The organism is Massilibacteroides vaginae (assembly GCF_900178525.1).
GTDB lineage: Bacteria > Bacteroidota > Bacteroidia > Bacteroidales > Tannerellaceae > Massilibacteroides > Massilibacteroides vaginae.
This window is the reverse complement of sequence record NZ_FXDJ01000009.1, coordinates 995,809-1,011,587: the sequence shown is the minus strand read 5'-3', so window position 1 is coordinate 1,011,587 and position 15,779 is coordinate 995,809. Positions and strand designations below refer to the sequence as shown.

Below are 15,779 nucleotides of genomic sequence, written 5' to 3'. Positions count from 1 at the left end.
AAGTGCGAAGTTATATGTATATATGAAATTTTTGAGCTGCAAAGGTACGTAATTAATTCGGATTCACATCAATATAGCATGATTTCTTTTAATTCGGCTTGCTCTTTTTCAGTTAGGTTAAGTTCTTTGGAAAGAAATTTCTGATAGGTTCCATACTCTTTTTTAATCTTATTCAGGGCAATATCCATATACATTTCATTTGCCGTAAGTAGGAGAGTGATCGTTTCTTGTGCTTCAGTATCTAATCCTTTTACCATGTCTTCAAATTTTTTCAGGTTCAGAAAATCGTTTGAAGCTATATAATCCTGCATGACTGTGGATTCCGGTATGTCTAAGGCGAGAAGTAACAAGGCCGACAAAAAACCGCTTCTGTCTTTTCCCAATGAGCTGCTGAACAGTACCGGATAATTCTCTTCATTCAGTAATAAACGAAGCGCTTCGCCGAACTGCGCGCTTTGCTGTTTAACGAATTGGAGGTATAGATCCTGCATAAAGATTATACCATCTCCCTTGCGAAGCCGTTTTTCCCGGATTCTTTCAAAGATAACGCTAATATCGCCCGTTGAAATAGGGATATTTATGATATTCGCGTTTGCGTATTGGATAGGAAACTTTTCTGCCTCATGCTCCGAACGCAAATCGATAATTGTTTTTATTCCGAGGCTATTAAGCCTTAACCCATCCCATTCGCTTAATTCTGTTAGCTTTCCTGAGCGATAAACCATTCCCCAATGAGTGGTTTTGCTGTTTTTTGACTGATATCCACCCAAATCACGAAGGTTTTGGATTCCTTCTGTTGAAACTGCACGAGAGCTTACGTCTTTCTTGTACTTGTCGTTGAAAGATAAACGGAAGTATTTACGGGTGATGTTATCATTCGTGATATACGTTGCCCTACCTTCTTTTATGTCTGTAATGACTACCGGATTACTTTTCTGGAAATGATCCGGATTATCTGTTACATACAGCTTCATCGTTCCCGTCATTTGAGGATAAGTCTCCCATTTTATTACATAATTACCGATATCGTCCCGCTGGCATACAACGCTGATATCTGGCCTTTCGGAGGAACATCCGGAGAAGATGAGTGAAAATACGAATAAGAAAAACAGCCTATCCAACATCAATATTTCTTCTGAGTTATACTACCAAAGATAATAATTATCACAATTCATCTGCGAGGGTTAATGAATTTTAAGACAACCCGGCGTACTTCTCCGCAAATTCACGGGATACGTAGTTGTCATAGCTTTTGCATGACTCTGTTGCAAAATGGATGCCACATTCGATGATTTTTGCCCATACGTTTTTGTCTGTACATCCCAGATCGTCGAAAGAGATATTGTATTTAAGCAGTCCGAAGAGTATGCCGGCGTTGAAATTATCTCCTGCTCCAATTGTGCTTACGGGGGTAATCGGGGCAACGGAATATTGTTCGCGAACAGGCCCGGCAAATAAGTTGATCACGCCTGCTCCCTGTGTTTCGATGAAATGTTTACAATAGAACTGAATCCGGTCCTTATAGATAGTGTCAACATCCGATACACCGAACAGATTCTGTAGGTCTTCGTCGGATCCTCTAACGATATCGGCGTATTCCAGATTGTCTAATACTGTAGGCATAAGGCGTATGGCTTCATGCGCGTGCGCCTTACGAAAGTTGATGTCGTAATAAATGATGGCTTTTCTTTCTTTCGCGTATTGTAAAAATTCCACCATGCGCTCCCGTAGTACGGGGTTAAGTGCGTAATAAGAACCGAATATAAAGATGTCGTTTTCATTAATTTGCGGAAAAGCCACCTCTAATCGTTGTTGGGGATAGTCTTTATAAAATAGATAATTCGCGTCATTATTTTCGTTCAGAAAAGCCAGTGAAACAGGGCTTTTCCCGTCCGGAAAGCGGTCGATAAACTCGGTAGACAGGTTGTTTTCTTTCATAAAGTCCTGTATAATATCACCTACCCGGTCGTTACCGATTTCGCTGATGAAAGTTACAGGTACACCTGTTCGTCCCAGAGAGATAAGTCCGTTAAACACCGATCCTCCCGGAACGGCCTTATGCGGCTGTCCGTTCTTGAAAATAATATCGAGGATTGTTTCCCCAATACCGATTACCTTTCTCATTTACTGGTATTGATACAATGTTCGCGGCTTTTTGTGCCAAGATATCCGCCATGATGACGTTCGGCATAGTCTTTATACGCAAACTGAATTTGTTTCATTGTGCTAACAACCAACAGATCTCCGATTACTGTCATTACGGTGGTCGACGTGGTTGGTGTCAAACCTAACGGACATACTTCTTTCGGAGCGCCTGTAGGTAAGCAAACATCCGACTTTTGTGCTAATTCGCTATCCGGATTGCCGGTAATTACAATGAATTTCATGTCCGGTGTCAGGCCTAAAGTCAGGTCGACCAATTCAATCAGTTCGCGCGTTTTTCCTGAATTAGAGATCAGCAACATAATATCGTTCTTGCGTACAATTCCAAGATCGCCGTGTTGTGCCTCGCTGGGGTGTAAAAAGAAGGCAGGAGTTCCGGTAGAGCTGAATGTTGTCGCTATATTCATGGCGATTTGTCCGGCCTTTCCCATTCCACTTGTAATTAATGTACCACCAAGGTTATGAACCCGCTGAACGATTAGTTCTACCGCTTTTTCATAATCGGGAGTAACCGGAATGTTCAAAACGGCCTCAGCCTCCTGTTTAAGGATCAGCTCGATATCTTTATTCATTTCTTTTATTCTAAGTTTAATTAAAGTTTAATTAAGCATTTGGTGCAAAATTATTTAAATTAATCCGAATCGAAACAGTATTGTGCTTATTTCGTTACAGGCCGGATAAAATACCAACTATACCGCACGAGATCAGGATCAGCCCAAGTGTTCCGTAAAAGATCCTTGCGCCTGTGCGTCCGAACCATTTGATGAACATAGCCGCACCATGCGTATTAAAATACCAATCGTAATTACGTATCGCCGCGATCAGGGAGAACACACCCAGCGAAATAAATATACAGAAAATAACAATTTCGGAAGTTCCCATATCTTTTTTAGTTAATCTCTACCGTTCGTGTGCCGTCTGCCTCTTCCCTTATGGTTACTTCCACCACATCACCGGGGAGGAGTTCTTCAATCTTTTCCGGCCATTCAATAAAACAAAGCGCACCACTGTAGAAGTAGTCTGATGTGCCTATCTCTTCAGCCTCGCTCAACTTGTTGATGCGATAAAAGTCAAAATGATAGATCAGCTCTCCCGTTTGTTCGCTCCGGTATTCATTAATAATGGCGAAAGTAGGACTGTTTATTACATCCTCTACGCCCAGTTCCTCGCAGATGGCTTTAATAAAAGTAGTTTTTCCCGCGCCCATCGCGCCCCGGAAAGCAAACACCGTTCGATCGTCCATTAGCGCGATAAAATCTTTTGCCGCGTTGCGGATTTCATCTAAACGATCAATTTTTATCGTATTCATATTCGGAATATATTTTTTTTAATCAGTATTATTTGGGATCCATTGTAATAAACGGAATCATCATCTCTTCCATGGAAATACCTCCATGTTGGAATGTGTTTTTATAATAAGACACGTAATAATTATAATTGTTAGGATAGGCAAGAAACGATTCGTTCAGGGCGAAAATATATTTGCTGCTGAGGTTCGGCGTAGGCAGACCTATTTCCTCCGGATGCCGTATCTCGAACACCTCCTTGGGGTTGTAATTGAGATTCTTACCTACTTTATAACGCAGGTTCGTATTGGTGTTTTTATCGCCTATCACTTTTTGCGGATCGGTTACACGGATGGTTCCGTGGTCTGTTGTAAGAACCACCTTGTATCCCTTGTCGGCAATTCGGCGGAACAATTCCAATGTGGTAGAATGCTGAAACCACGAACGCGTCAGACTTCTGTAGGCTGCTTCGCTTTGTGCCAGTTCACGTATCATCTTCATTTCGGTGCGCGCGTGCGAAAGCATATCGACAAAGTTGAGCACTACCACATTGAGTTGGTTATTGTCTAACGATGAAATGTTGGAAAGCAATTTCTCGCCGTAGGTAGAGTCGCTTATCTTATGATAAGAGAACGAATATTTCTTGCGGAAACGCTCAATCTGAGTCTGAATCAAAGGCGATTCGTTCAGGTTTTTCCCCTCCTCGCTTTCTTCGTCCACCCAAAGATTCGGAAACATTTTTTCTATCTGTGCCGGCATTAATCCGGAAAATATAGCGTTTCGGGCGTATTGCGTAGCCGTGGGTAAAATGCTGTAATACAGATTTTCATCAAATGTAAAGTAGTTGGATAGTAAATCTTTGACTACCCTCCACTGATCCAGCCGGAAATTATCAATAAGAATAAAAAATACCTTTTCGCCTTCATCCAGCAATGGGAATACCTTCTTTTTGAATAAATCCGGACTCATCAACGGGCGGTCTTCCGGATGACGTATCCAGTTCGTATAATTCTTTTTAATAAACTTTCCGAAGGCGTTGTTTGCTTCTTTCTTCTGCATGGAAAGCATTTCGGCCATTTGCGCCTGGTTGCTTTCCAACTCCAACTCCCAATACACCAGCTTTTTATACAACTCTTTCCACTCGTCCGCACTCAACGATTCATTTATTTGCATCCCGATGCGTCCGAACTCCTGCTGATAGCCAACCGTGGTAGTTTCGGAAATGATCACCTGTTTGTGTACGTTTTTCTTAATCGATAATAATAACTGATTGGGGTTTACAGGCTTGATCAGGTAATCGGCTATTTTATTTCCGATAGCCTGGTTCATAATGCTCTCTTCCTCGCTTTTCGTGACCATCACCACCGGTACATTCGGATTGATCTCTTTGATCTGGGCAAGCGTTTCCAGTCCGCTAAGTCCGGGCATATTCTCGTCCAAAAAAATAATATCGAAAGATTCCTCTTTGCAGCAGTCTATTGCGTCCATGCCGCTGACAACCGGTACGATTTCATACCCTTTATCCTGCAAAAATAAAATGTGCGGCTTCAACAAATCTATTTCGTCATCCGCCCAAAGTATTCTGTCTTTTCTTGTTGCCATATCCTGTTGCTGTTTTGTGACTACAAAAGTAATCTGTTTATACAAATATAATGCTTATCTGTTTTGTTATAACGAAGTTATTCTTTAAAGCGTATGGCATTTACCAACTATTAATAGCTGTTGACCGTAATTATATATGGAAATTCGGCAAGGAAGAAGTTGATCGGCAGAATAAAATTAACATTTCCGTTTCGCTTCGAATTGGAGGGGTATTTTTTTGCATCCTTTGTTTTTAAAAAGATAACCTTTATTTTTCCGAACATATCCTTTATTTTTCCAAAAATAAAGGATGTATTTTCAGCTATATCTAAAATAATGAAAATCAGGATTTTATGAAAACCGTATTTTTTGCTCAAAACACCCCCTTTTTTAACTTAAAATGTAAAAAAAACGAGTGCGTGTCCAGAACCTTAGACACGCACCCGCATTGAAATTGAAATCGATATCATTCCGGATAAATTACATCGGACATATTGCAATATGAGCATGTCTTCCCTGCCTTCCTTGTCTCCTGTCCGAATAGAATGATTGTCTGTGTGTTTTCTCGTACTCCGCGAACAGTCGTTTTTGATTTCTGTCCAACAGAGACAAGATATCAACACGTGATTTCGCCTCAATCCTTGCCAATTGACTTTTTACCTGTTCTATTTCGTAAATATTTGCGTTAATCTTGTTTAGGTTAGGCTTTCTCTTGTTAATTAACGAATTATGCCGTGACTCCAACTTATTGAGCTTGGAAAACAATGGCTTTGAAGCCTTCTGCTTCCATAATTCAATTTGATTTATGGCGGCTCTCTGTTGGTAATTCAGCGATCTTTCAAATCTTGTTTCGTATCTGTAGGGTTTGCCTTTCCAATCTCTACCTTCCGCATACGAAGTAGCCAACATGGCAGCTACCAGCGTTATAATGAGCATGATTTTTGTTTTCATCCTTTTTACCTTTTTGTTGGTTTTACTTTATTCATCTTCTCTCTACTATCCCGGGTTTGAATAAATAGACTGTTTATCTTGTGCGAGGTTTAATAAGAAAACTTTTATTAACAAAAAAAGAAAAACAGAAAATAGTGTAACGTTTTTTCTTTCTATTGCGTCTTACAGATAGAAGGCAGGAAAGGCCACCCTGCAAAGTGTTCAATAAAAATACAACGTGATTATGAAACGAATGATTTTAATCATGTTGCTCGGTAGCATGGTGGTGGGTGCTTTTGCTCAAAAAATAGACATTAAAGGGTGTGTTCTGGATGGAAAAAATCAGGAACCGATGGAGTTTGCCAATGTTGTGCTTCAAACAACAGACTCGGTATTTATTGTCGGAACAAAACCGGTCGCGCTTTGCCTCTTATAAGCATGTAGGCTATATTAATGAGAGTTCACGCTTATTGATGGTGCATTTCTCGTATAATTTCTCGTTCGGACGAAAATTCAATGCCGTACAAAAAAGACTGCACAACAGTGATAACGACTCCGGCGTAATGAGTAGCGGAAAGTAAAGAGAAGCGGCAACTTCGGAGGTATAAAAAAAGGACATCGTCTGTGGGCGATGTCCTTTTTAAGGTAAAAATAAAAAATATTTTATTTTCTGATTCCTAATTCTTTGATGATGGCACGATATCTTGTGATATCAACCTTGATCAGATAGTCTAATAAACGACGACGTTTACCAACTAACATTTTAAGCGCTCTCTCCGTGTTGAAATCTTTCTGATTCTTTCTCAAGTGACCAGTCAGGTGGTTAATACGGAATGAGAATAGCGCAATTTGGCTTTCTGCCGAGCCGGTATCAGTTGTTGATTTACCGTACTTTTCAAAGAGTTCTTGTTTTTTTGCTGAATCGATATACATGATTCTGTGTTACTTTAATAAATTAATACTATATTATTTTAAGCAGGTGCAAAGGTAATGATTCTTTCTGAGTAACAATACTTTCACATCCTTTTTTTATAGATGCGGATTTTTTGTTGTAAATTTGTCGCCAATAAATTAGTCTCAATGCAAAAGATTAGAAACATCGCGATTATCGCGCACGTTGATCATGGTAAGACAACGCTCGTTGACAAAATGTTATTAGCCGGTAAGTTATTTCGAGAAGGACAAGCGGAGCCGGACCAGTTTTTAGATAATAATGACCTCGAAAGGGAACGAGGCATCACTATTCTTGCAAAAAACGTTTCGATAAAGTATAAGGATTATAAGATCAATATTATTGACACTCCGGGACACGCCGACTTTGGAGGCGAAGTGGAACGGGTGTTAAATATGGCAGACGGTTGTTTGCTGTTGGTAGATGCTTTTGAAGGACCTATGCCGCAAACGCGTTTTGTGCTTCAAAAGGCAATCCAGCTTGGTTTGAAACCAATTGTAGTTATTAACAAGGTGGATAAACCAAACTGTCGCCCTTCGGAAGTGCAGGAGATGGTGTTCGACCTGATGTTCAGTCTGGACGCCACCGAAAACCAATTGGATTTTCCTACTATTTACGGCTCGGCAAAACAAGGCTGGATGTCGCTCGACTGGAAGAAACCGGCCGAAGATATTAATTCGCTTTTAGATGCGATTATTGAACACATCCCCGAACCGGAAGTTTTGGAAGGAACACCTCAGCTGTTGATTACTTCGTTAGACTTTTCTAAATATTTAGGACGTATCGCGGTTGGACGCGTACATCGTGGCGAACTACGGGAAGGTCAGGATGTGATGTTGTGTAAACGTGACGGCTCTATGGTTAAGTCTCGTATTAAAGAAGTCAATGTGTTTGAAGGATTAGGGCGTGCGAAAACTGCCTCTGTTAAATCCGGAGATATCTGTGCTTTGATTGGTATAGAAGGATTCGAGATCGGAGAATCCATTTGCGACGTTACCAATCCGGAACCGCTGCCAACCATCGCCATCGACGAGCCGACAATGTCGATGTTGTTTACAATAAACAACTCTCCTTTCTTTGGTAAAGACGGTAAGTTTGTTACTTCCCGCCATATCTTTGAACGTTTGGAGAAGGAATTGGATAAGAACCTGGCGCTTCGTGTTGTGCCTACGGATTCTGCTGATTCCTGGTTGGTTTTTGGACGTGGAGTACTTCACCTTTCCGTATTAGTCGAAACGATGCGTCGTGAAGGATATGAGTTGCAGGTAGGACAGCCGCAGGTAATCATTAAAGAAGTAGACGGCGTAAAGTGTGAACCGGTGGAACAATTGACCATCAACTTGCCTGAAGAGTGCTCAAGCCGTATAATTGATATGGTAACCAAGCGTAAAGGAGAAATGACGATGATGGAAACAAAGAACGATCGGGTGCATCTTGAATTTATTATCCCATCTCGTGGTATTATCGGTTTAAACAACGCTGTTTTAACAGCGTCGGCAGGTGAAGCAATTATGGCTCACCGTTTTCATGAATACCAACCCTGGAAAGGAGATATCGAACGCCGTAACAACGGTTCTATCATAGCTATGGAAACAGGAACAGCCTTTGCTTACGCATTGAACAACCTGCAATCACGCGGACGTTTCTTTATCTCTCCACAAGAAGATATCTATGCCGGACAGGTGGTAGGTGAACATTCCAAGGAAGGCGATCTGGTTGTAAACGTAACTAAGTCGAAAAAACTAACCAACATGCGTGCATCCGGTTCGGATGATAAGGTATCGTTGGCTCCTCCCATCATTTTCAGTCTGGAAGACGCACTGGAATACATCAAAGTGGATGAGTATGTGGAAATAACGCCACACTACATGCGTATGCGTAAAATACTCCTTGATGAGAACGACCGTAAGCGTCAGGCTAAAAGTTAAGATAGGATTATAATACATTTCTTTAAAAAAAATAGGAGGTCAGAAAGAGTTTAATTCTATCCGACCTCCTAATACTAAATCACATTAACTCAAAAACTACATCATTCTCTTATTTTGCCGACGTGCAATAATTTGCTTTCTTATCCCACCAGATTGATGTTGTTACGTTGTCTTCACCTCCCAGCAGAGCTACGCCTTTGCTGTATTCATCTTTGTTGATGGTTTTTTCGTTCTGAGGGTATTGAACGCGTCGGATAAAGTTCGTCGGATCCTTGATATCCTTATTATTATTGTCATAGAATAGCTCATGTCTGAACGCCGCTACATCCATACGAGGCAGATTCAGGCGGCGCTTGTCGTTCCATGCTTCCATTGACATGTCCGGGAATAGCGCGAGGTATTTCTGTGTGATGATTTTTTCAAGGGCTGTATTACCTGCTCCTGAGATATCGTCGAAATTAGCACTTGTTTCGGCTTCGTTTTTTGCTGTTGAGGCAAGATATTCTCCGGCCTGACTACTTACTCCCCATGTTGAGAAAGAAGCGTTTACACCTTTCTCATATTCTGCTTTCGCATCTCCGGCAACAAAGCCACGCAATGCTGCTTCTGCTTTCAGGAAACATACTTCTTCATACAAGAACACATCGTAAGGTCTGCTTTTGTAAGCGGCTCCACCTTTAACGAGAATACCTAATTCAGGTAGGTTAACCCGTTTGTAGATGCCGGCGTTAGCTTCTGTTCTGGATAATCCGGGAGGTACACCACGCCAATCTCCACCGTCAATAGCAGGAACGAACATGGATGGTGCGCGAGGGGCAAGTTTTCTTGCATCAACATTATTGATTTCAATAGTATTTGAGTTTTTTGAAATTAAGGCTTGCTGACCCGGAAAGAGGGAGGCCAATTTGTCTCCATGCCGGTTTTCGAGTTGCACCGAACCTTCAAGTAGGATAGCTTCACTCAGATTTTCGGCATAATCCGTACTGATACCAAAAGAGGTTCCTAAAACACGGATCTGGAACTGATCGGATGAAACAATAAATGGTTGTAAAGAATCTTTTGCTACTTCAAAAAATGCACAACCGGATAAATTAACCTTCCGTTCGTTTTCAAGAAAATCAGCCGAAACAGATAATGAAGAATTTGTGTTTAGCCATACGATGGTTTGATCATCAAGTGTAATAGTCATAATAGAATCTTCCATCGTATTCGAATAAGTAATAAGAGGAGGCGAAAACCGGTCGGTAGAAAATAACGACGTTATAAAAATAGCACCGATAAAAACAGCTGCGGCGATACTACTCCAAATAATGCGTTGGTTGAGAGAGTATTTACGCTTCTTCTCCTGCTTTTTTATTCTTGCGTTAAGCTTGCTAAGCGAGTAATTTAAAGTCGCGACATTACTGTTTTTCAGTTCAGATTTCATTCGCCACAACGCCATCTGCTCAAAGAATAACTGCTCATTCTCTTTGGAAAGGTTAATCCATTCATATAAAACCTTTTCCTCTTCAGGATTGGATTCCCCCGTAAGGTATAAACAGATGATATGTTCTATGTTCTCGCTCATTTCACATCTTTACTTTCGACTTCAATTACATTTTAAATACAATTAAAACCAATGGAGCACCTAAACAAAAATACAATATTTCATGAAAAATGCCAGAGTAAGAGTAAAACCAACAATTCATCCTTATGTGTTATTAATTTAGTTCTTAAAATTTTAAGCGCGTTATTGATGTGATTTTCAACCGTGCTTACGGAAATACCTAATTTTTCACTTATTTCTTTGCCTGAAAATTCGTAAAGGAAGCTAAGCGTAAAAACTTCTTTACAGCGAGGAGGAAGAGTTTCAATCGCCTTATTCAGTTCTTTACGCAATTCATCATTAAAAAGATTTGTAATAGTTTCGTTGATATCCGGATTGTAATAATGATCTTGACCAATTCGTTCGATTTTCTGTCTGTACGAATTGTTGTAGTTTTCCTGTAGGTTTTTCCTTTTAATAATATTAAGAGAAGTGTTATATACGGAGCGCAACAAATAGCCACGTACAGAAAGAGAGGGCTCTAACTGTTCCCTGTTTATCCATATTTTAAAAAAAACATCCTGTACCACATCGTCAGCCTCATTTTCATAAAGCAATAAACGGGCATAAGCACGAAGAGAAAAATAATACTGCTTATAAAGTTCATCAAAAGCAGTACGGTCTCCTTTTTTTATGTTTTCAATCAGATCAGAATCAATGTTCATCAAGCGAGTGACTATGATTTACAGATGCAATATATGTGTTTTTTCTTATATTATATAGGATTGAGTGTTAAAATGTTTACTTTTTTACGCAAATTCAGATGATTTTGACAACCAATAAGCCCTTTAATTAAAATAGAACATGTTTTTCAATGTGTTTAGATAAGATTAGGTTATAATCCATTTTTAATAGGATATTTTTCGTGATTCTTCTTCTGCTTTAATATATATATTCATTCTTTTCACAAAAGAATCCGGGTCATAGCCTCTTTCAATAGCATAAGTTTTTCCAATTAATGAAGTTATTTCGTTTGTGCTTGAAAGACGTTCTAAATTTTTACAACCGTCATCTTTCCCTACTTTTTTAAAACAAATACGATTTAAATCAACTAACTCAACATTTATGTCTTTTTTGTCATCATCAAAAAGAATATTACCTCCTGAAAAGTCCTTATGAAGAAACCCTTTTTCATGCATATATGCAGCTGTACGGGCTATTTGTTCCACAATCTCATCCTGTCTTTCAAAATGTCGTTTTTTTAAATCATTATAGATATATGGTAGTTCGGACTTTAAAGAAACTGAATAGCTATCATTAAAAAGTAACCAACGACGTCGTGTTAAGAATGCAATAGGTTGAGGAGTTTTTATCTCATTTTTCAATAAAATTAATCCATAGCGATAGGATCTTTCGGCTTTAGAGCTGCGTAGAAACCCATAAACAATTTGATTAATTAGATGAGGCCTTTTATATGACTTTACAACCAAATCATATTTACCCTCTTTAAATAGTCGGAGTTCATTGCGTCCTTTATAAATACGTTCGCCATTTCCCTTTCTGAAAAGAGTAGGTATACTATATACGAAATTCTCTAATTCTTTGTAATCGGTGTGAATAACTGTTTTCTGAGGATGTAGTATATTTACGAATGTGTTGATTATTTTGGACCAACTTCGGCTGTTTCTTAAAGGTCCTTTTAGATGCTTTCTAAAGAATTCTGGATGTTGTTCATTCAGATAGCGAATAACTTTATTTTTATTTTCACGATCAGTAATACGTTTTGAGTTTTTCCGGATGCGATAATAAATTCCGGTATTCTGTAATTGAATAACCTTACCTCCATCTTTAAGTATTGCTATCCAGAACATCCAGTCTTCACGACTTTTTATCTCTTCGTTATATCCACCAACACGTTCCCAATCAATTTTCCGATATAAAGCGCAGATATCGATCATGTTCTTACGGGCCAACAATTGTAACGAAAAAGCAGGTCTTTTCCAAACACCAGTTCTGTCTCCAATAAACCAGCCTTGTGAATAAACCACTTTTATGTCAGGGTCACTTTCTATTGTATTTACAGCTAATTCGATATAATCCGAAGCAATTAGATCATCAGCATCAACTGGTAGGATATATTTCCCTTTTGCCCGACGTATCGCATTGTTTCTGGCAGCGGAAGGTCCTCCGTTTGGTTGACTAAAACAGAATACATTCTCGTTCTCATTTTCATATTGTTTACATATTGTATAAGAATTGTCTTCAGAACTATCATCAATAAGTATTATCTCATAATTTGAATAAGTAGATGCGAATACAGATTGCAAAGTTGCCTCCAAATACTTTTCCATATTATAGACAGGAATGACTATTGAAACGAGGGGAAGTTTTTTTTGTCTATTCATTTATTAAATTTTGTCGCGCTTGTGAATCAATTTTTGCCAATAATATTTTATTGGGTTTGTATACTTCAACTGTTTCCAAGGACGACTTCCATGAGGTCTGTGCCAAACAGTCAGAGTTGTAAATAGATAGTTGCTGAATTTTAGGCTCAGAGACTGATGGGAGATAGTTACGTCATGCCACGACTTTGTCGGGTCTAATTCGTGAAAGTCAAAACATCTCAAGAAGTTTAAAGTAAGTAATGAGCAACAAAAACTAACGTGCTTTCTCGTTTTAAATACTTTATTCTCTTTCCCCTTTGCATAAAGATATGGATAGTTTATTTCTTCTCCCTCGTCTACTGTCACTGCTGCGGCTATACCGCATTGGTCTGATTTTAAAGCGCCTTCAAACAAACTTTGTATAGTATGTTTTTTTACGATTACATCCGACTCAATAATTAGTAATCCGGCTTCTTTTTGAATTGCTTTTTCTTGGGCTATCTGAAGGATTAATAAATAATTCGGCGAAGGATTTGTTGTTAAGTCTGAAAGATTAACCAATGTGAAACCTAATTCTTTAGAGGCATTTTCAAGAATCAGGGTATTCTCTTCCGTGCTGAAATCATTATATACAGTATAGGTAAAAGGGCATTTTATGTCGGAGGACATGATTGCCTTTATTGTCTCCAAAGTAAGTTCAATTGAATTTTTTACCGGAGTAATAATTTGTATTTCTTTCATCTTTTACTCATTTTAGGCAAAGGTAGACTTTTTCGGTCTTAATGCCGTAAAACCGGATATCTATTATTAAATCGGATTCCGATACCTAACATCAGGTAGTTGGGGTCGTGAAAGTTTTGCAGGCAGTAGCCTATGTGTAGGAATGTGTTTCGGGTGATATCTGTTTTGAGTGCCAGTACCTGATATAGGCCTTTTAGGTCTTTGCCTTTGTGGAGAACGTTTACTCCCAAGCCTAAGTTTACGCTAAAGTAGGGCATTACGTATTCAAATCTTCCTGAAAGACCTAAGGCTAATTGTTTGCTAAGTGAGGGTGTGAAAAACTCTTGTTCGGTGCCGGATATGTAATCTTCGGTATATGCGTTTGCACTGCCATCGTAAACGCCATCTAAGGAGACTCCTACGCGGGATTTATAGCCTACGTTATACATGGGGGAGAAGTTAAAGCCTAACACAGTATAGGCATGGGGCGATGCTACTTGTACGTCGCCGAATGTTACTCCTTTTCTACGCCAGGAGCCAAACAGAGCCAGGTCATAGCTTATATGGCGGTTGAATTCGGGGATGCGGTAGTTGAATGAAGAGGATAGTTTTTCTGTTTCTCTGTTGAAATTATACACTAAGCCGATTTTGAATCCTGAGGTGTTTAATCCTGCGTTGGGAAATTTCGTGTTTCCGTTTGAAAAGTGTGTTAAATCAACGCCTGTGGTCAGATCGAACTGACGGGAAAGTATCCAGTTCAGGTAAATGTTGATGTTCATATAGGCGTTAACTTTCGATCCGATCACCTTATTGTAGGAGTTCTCGTAGGTATCATACGGTTTCCATCCGGAGGATACACCAAAATTCCATTCGTAGTTAATCGAAGCCCGCGGAGATAGTTTTGCTATACGGGCTCCTTGAAATAAATAGAATGCAAAAGGATTTCCCAGCTGTTCCGGTTCTCCGAAATTGAAATAAGCTAACCCCAGACCTTGATATACACCTCCGTAAATAATGTCGGTACAGGTGTTTGGTTGAGACTGGAATGAATACCTTAAATGTGAAGCTAAGGAGTTGCGCATGATTTTTCCGGTCACATTATCACCCTTCAGAAAGGAATTGGATTGGATAATAAAGCCGGGTCTGACCTCTGCTCCAAACTGATGGATGAATTTGCGCGACACAGGGAAAGAGTCCATATAGCAGGTGAGGCTGTCGATCGGAGAGAAGTCTCCTCCCGGTTGAAACATACCGTTGGCTCTAAAGGCAAATAATTGACCAATCGTCTGCCCAATGGTAAAAGGTATGCTGAATAATAGTAGTAGGCTTATAAGGTAAACCCTTACTAAAAATGTTTCCGATCTGTTTTTTATATATTCTCCCTCACAGTTCATGTACGGACGCTGTTAGCCGGATATTCAATGAGTTTGTTTGTTGTTGAGTGTGTAACCCTGGTGACACGCTTTGTCGCGACCAAAGTAAAGCAATCCATGGCGTAAACAATGGATTGCTTTGTTACTTCGTCTTTTTTTGCAATGACGTGGTTGTGAACACGCCTTTTATTCCGATTTAGCTTTTACAGGATCTGTACACCATCATCTTTTACCTGCTCTTCTCCTGACGGAGTGATCAGTTTGTATCCTTTTCCGTGGATATTGATGATTTCGATTCCCGGATCGTCTTTCAACAACTTACGAAGTTTGGTGATATACACGTCCATACTACGCGCGTTGAAATAGTTATCGTCTACCCAAATTGTTTTCAGGGCATAGTTACGTTCCAGAATCTCATTGGCATGAGAGCAAAGCAAGCTAAGCAATTCACATTCTTTTGTGGTCAGCTTGGTTACTTTGTCGCCGATTGCCAGCGTTTGTTTTTGTGTGTCGAACATGAAGTTGCCCAATTTGTAGAATGGAATATCCTTCATCTTCTTACCTTTCACACGGCGAAGAATCGCTTCGATACGAAGCAAAAGCTCTTCCATGCTGAATGGTTTTGTCAGATAATCATCCGCGCCAATCTTGAAACCTTCCAGAATATCTTCTTTCATTGTTTTGGCGGTAAGGAAGATCACCGGAATTTCAGGATTGATCGAGCGGATCTCCTGAGCTAAAGTGAAACCATCCTTTTTCGGCATCATCACATCTAATACGCAAAGGTCATATTTGCCTTTAGTAAATCCTTTATAGCCTGCTTCACCATCGGTGAAAAGATCTGTTACATACCCTTTTGCTTGTAAGTATTCTCTTAAAAGCATTCCTAAATTCTCGTCGTCTTCACAAAAGAAGATTTTTAGCTTTTCATCCATAA

The 15,779-nt window shown here is 39.6% G+C and carries 16 protein-coding genes; 2 read left to right on the top strand and 14 right to left on the bottom strand.

Annotated elements, in window-relative coordinates; genetic code table 11:
• Window positions 1-68: 68 nt before the first annotated feature.
• From B9Y81_RS12735 to B9Y81_RS12700, 7 genes are all read right to left on the bottom strand, one after another.
• Window positions 69-974 carry a tyrosine-protein phosphatase gene (locus B9Y81_RS12735; protein WP_245832451.1) on the bottom strand — a complete coding sequence of 302 codons (906 nt, stop codon included), beginning with the start codon at window positions 972-974 and terminating at the stop codon, window positions 69-71.
• 220 nt (window positions 975-1,194) lie between these two features.
• Window positions 1,195-2,124 (bottom strand): carbohydrate kinase family protein, encoded by a 930-nt coding sequence (locus B9Y81_RS12730; RefSeq protein ID WP_085537288.1) that lies wholly within the window; start codon window positions 2,122-2,124, stop codon window positions 1,195-1,197.
• Window positions 2,121-2,735, bottom strand: a complete 615-nt coding sequence (locus B9Y81_RS12725) for an SIS domain-containing protein (RefSeq protein ID WP_085537287.1) — start codon at window positions 2,733-2,735, stop codon at window positions 2,121-2,123. Before B9Y81_RS12725 ends, B9Y81_RS12730 begins: the two co-directional genes overlap by 4 nt.
• A 94-nt stretch (window positions 2,736-2,829) precedes the next feature.
• Complete coding sequence (locus tag B9Y81_RS12720) at window positions 2,830-3,045, bottom strand: immunity 17 family protein (RefSeq protein ID WP_085537286.1); 216 nt, start codon at window positions 3,043-3,045, stop codon at window positions 2,830-2,832.
• A 7-nt stretch (window positions 3,046-3,052) separates the two neighbouring features.
• Window positions 3,053-3,472 (bottom strand): tRNA (adenosine(37)-N6)-threonylcarbamoyltransferase complex ATPase subunit type 1 TsaE, encoded by a 420-nt coding sequence (gene tsaE, locus B9Y81_RS12715; protein WP_085537285.1) that lies wholly within the window; start codon window positions 3,470-3,472, stop codon window positions 3,053-3,055.
• 28 nt (window positions 3,473-3,500) lie between these two features.
• Window positions 3,501-5,051 carry a T9SS response regulator signal transducer PorX gene (gene porX / locus B9Y81_RS12710; RefSeq protein WP_085537284.1) on the bottom strand — a complete coding sequence of 517 codons (1,551 nt, stop codon included), beginning with the start codon at window positions 5,049-5,051 and terminating at the stop codon, window positions 3,501-3,503.
• Window positions 5,052-5,510: 459 nt separating this feature from the next.
• Window positions 5,511-5,981 (bottom strand): hypothetical protein, encoded by a 471-nt coding sequence (locus B9Y81_RS12700; protein WP_085537282.1) that lies wholly within the window; start codon window positions 5,979-5,981, stop codon window positions 5,511-5,513.
• A 223-nt stretch (window positions 5,982-6,204) separates the two neighbouring features.
• Between B9Y81_RS12700 and B9Y81_RS12695 the strand changes: the two genes are divergently transcribed.
• The gene (locus tag B9Y81_RS12695; protein WP_085537281.1) at window positions 6,205-6,396 is read left to right on the top strand and encodes a hypothetical protein; all 192 of its coding nucleotides are present in this window, start codon (window positions 6,205-6,207) and stop codon (window positions 6,394-6,396) included.
• A gap of 227 nt (window positions 6,397-6,623) precedes the next feature.
• Here the strand turns inward: B9Y81_RS12695 and rpsO are convergent, their stop codons facing one another.
• A complete protein-coding gene (gene rpsO / locus B9Y81_RS12690) occupies window positions 6,624-6,893 on the bottom strand; it encodes a 30S ribosomal protein S15 (protein ID WP_085537280.1) in 270 nt (89 codons plus the stop codon).
• Window positions 6,894-7,040: 147 nt separating this feature from the next.
• On the opposite strand from rpsO, the gene typA reads away from it, so the two are divergent.
• Complete coding sequence (gene typA / locus B9Y81_RS12685; protein WP_085537279.1) at window positions 7,041-8,840, top strand: translational GTPase TypA; 1,800 nt, start codon at window positions 7,041-7,043, stop codon at window positions 8,838-8,840.
• 109 nt (window positions 8,841-8,949) lie between these two features.
• On the opposite strand, the gene B9Y81_RS12680 is transcribed toward typA, so the two are convergent.
• The 6 genes from B9Y81_RS12680 to rprY all read right to left on the bottom strand — a co-directional run bounded on the left by B9Y81_RS12680 (window position 8,950) and on the right by rprY (window position 15,777).
• Entirely contained in the window at window positions 8,950-10,407 is a 1,458-nt protein-coding gene (locus B9Y81_RS12680; protein WP_085537278.1) for a SusD/RagB family nutrient-binding outer membrane lipoprotein, read from the bottom strand.
• An 80-nt stretch (window positions 10,408-10,487) separates the two neighbouring features.
• Entirely contained in the window at window positions 10,488-11,090 is a 603-nt protein-coding gene (locus B9Y81_RS12675) for an RNA polymerase sigma-70 factor (protein WP_095996282.1), read from the bottom strand.
• Window positions 11,091-11,273: 183 nt separating this feature from the next.
• On the bottom strand, window positions 11,274-12,770 hold the full coding sequence (locus tag B9Y81_RS12670; protein WP_085537277.1) for a glycosyltransferase family A protein: 1,497 nt from the start codon (window positions 12,768-12,770) through the stop codon (window positions 11,274-11,276).
• A gap of 3 nt (window positions 12,771-12,773) precedes the next feature.
• Entirely contained in the window at window positions 12,774-13,490 is a 717-nt protein-coding gene (locus B9Y81_RS12665) for a glycosyltransferase family 2 protein (RefSeq protein ID WP_085537276.1), read from the bottom strand.
• A gap of 38 nt (window positions 13,491-13,528) precedes the next feature.
• Complete coding sequence (locus B9Y81_RS12660) at window positions 13,529-14,719, bottom strand: acyloxyacyl hydrolase (RefSeq protein ID WP_085537776.1); 1,191 nt, start codon at window positions 14,717-14,719, stop codon at window positions 13,529-13,531.
• Window positions 14,720-15,045: 326 nt separating this feature from the next.
• Window positions 15,046-15,777 carry a response regulator transcription factor RprY gene (gene rprY, locus B9Y81_RS12655; RefSeq protein WP_085537275.1) on the bottom strand — a complete coding sequence of 244 codons (732 nt, stop codon included), beginning with the start codon at window positions 15,775-15,777 and terminating at the stop codon, window positions 15,046-15,048.
• Window positions 15,778-15,779: the final 2 nt, after the last annotated feature.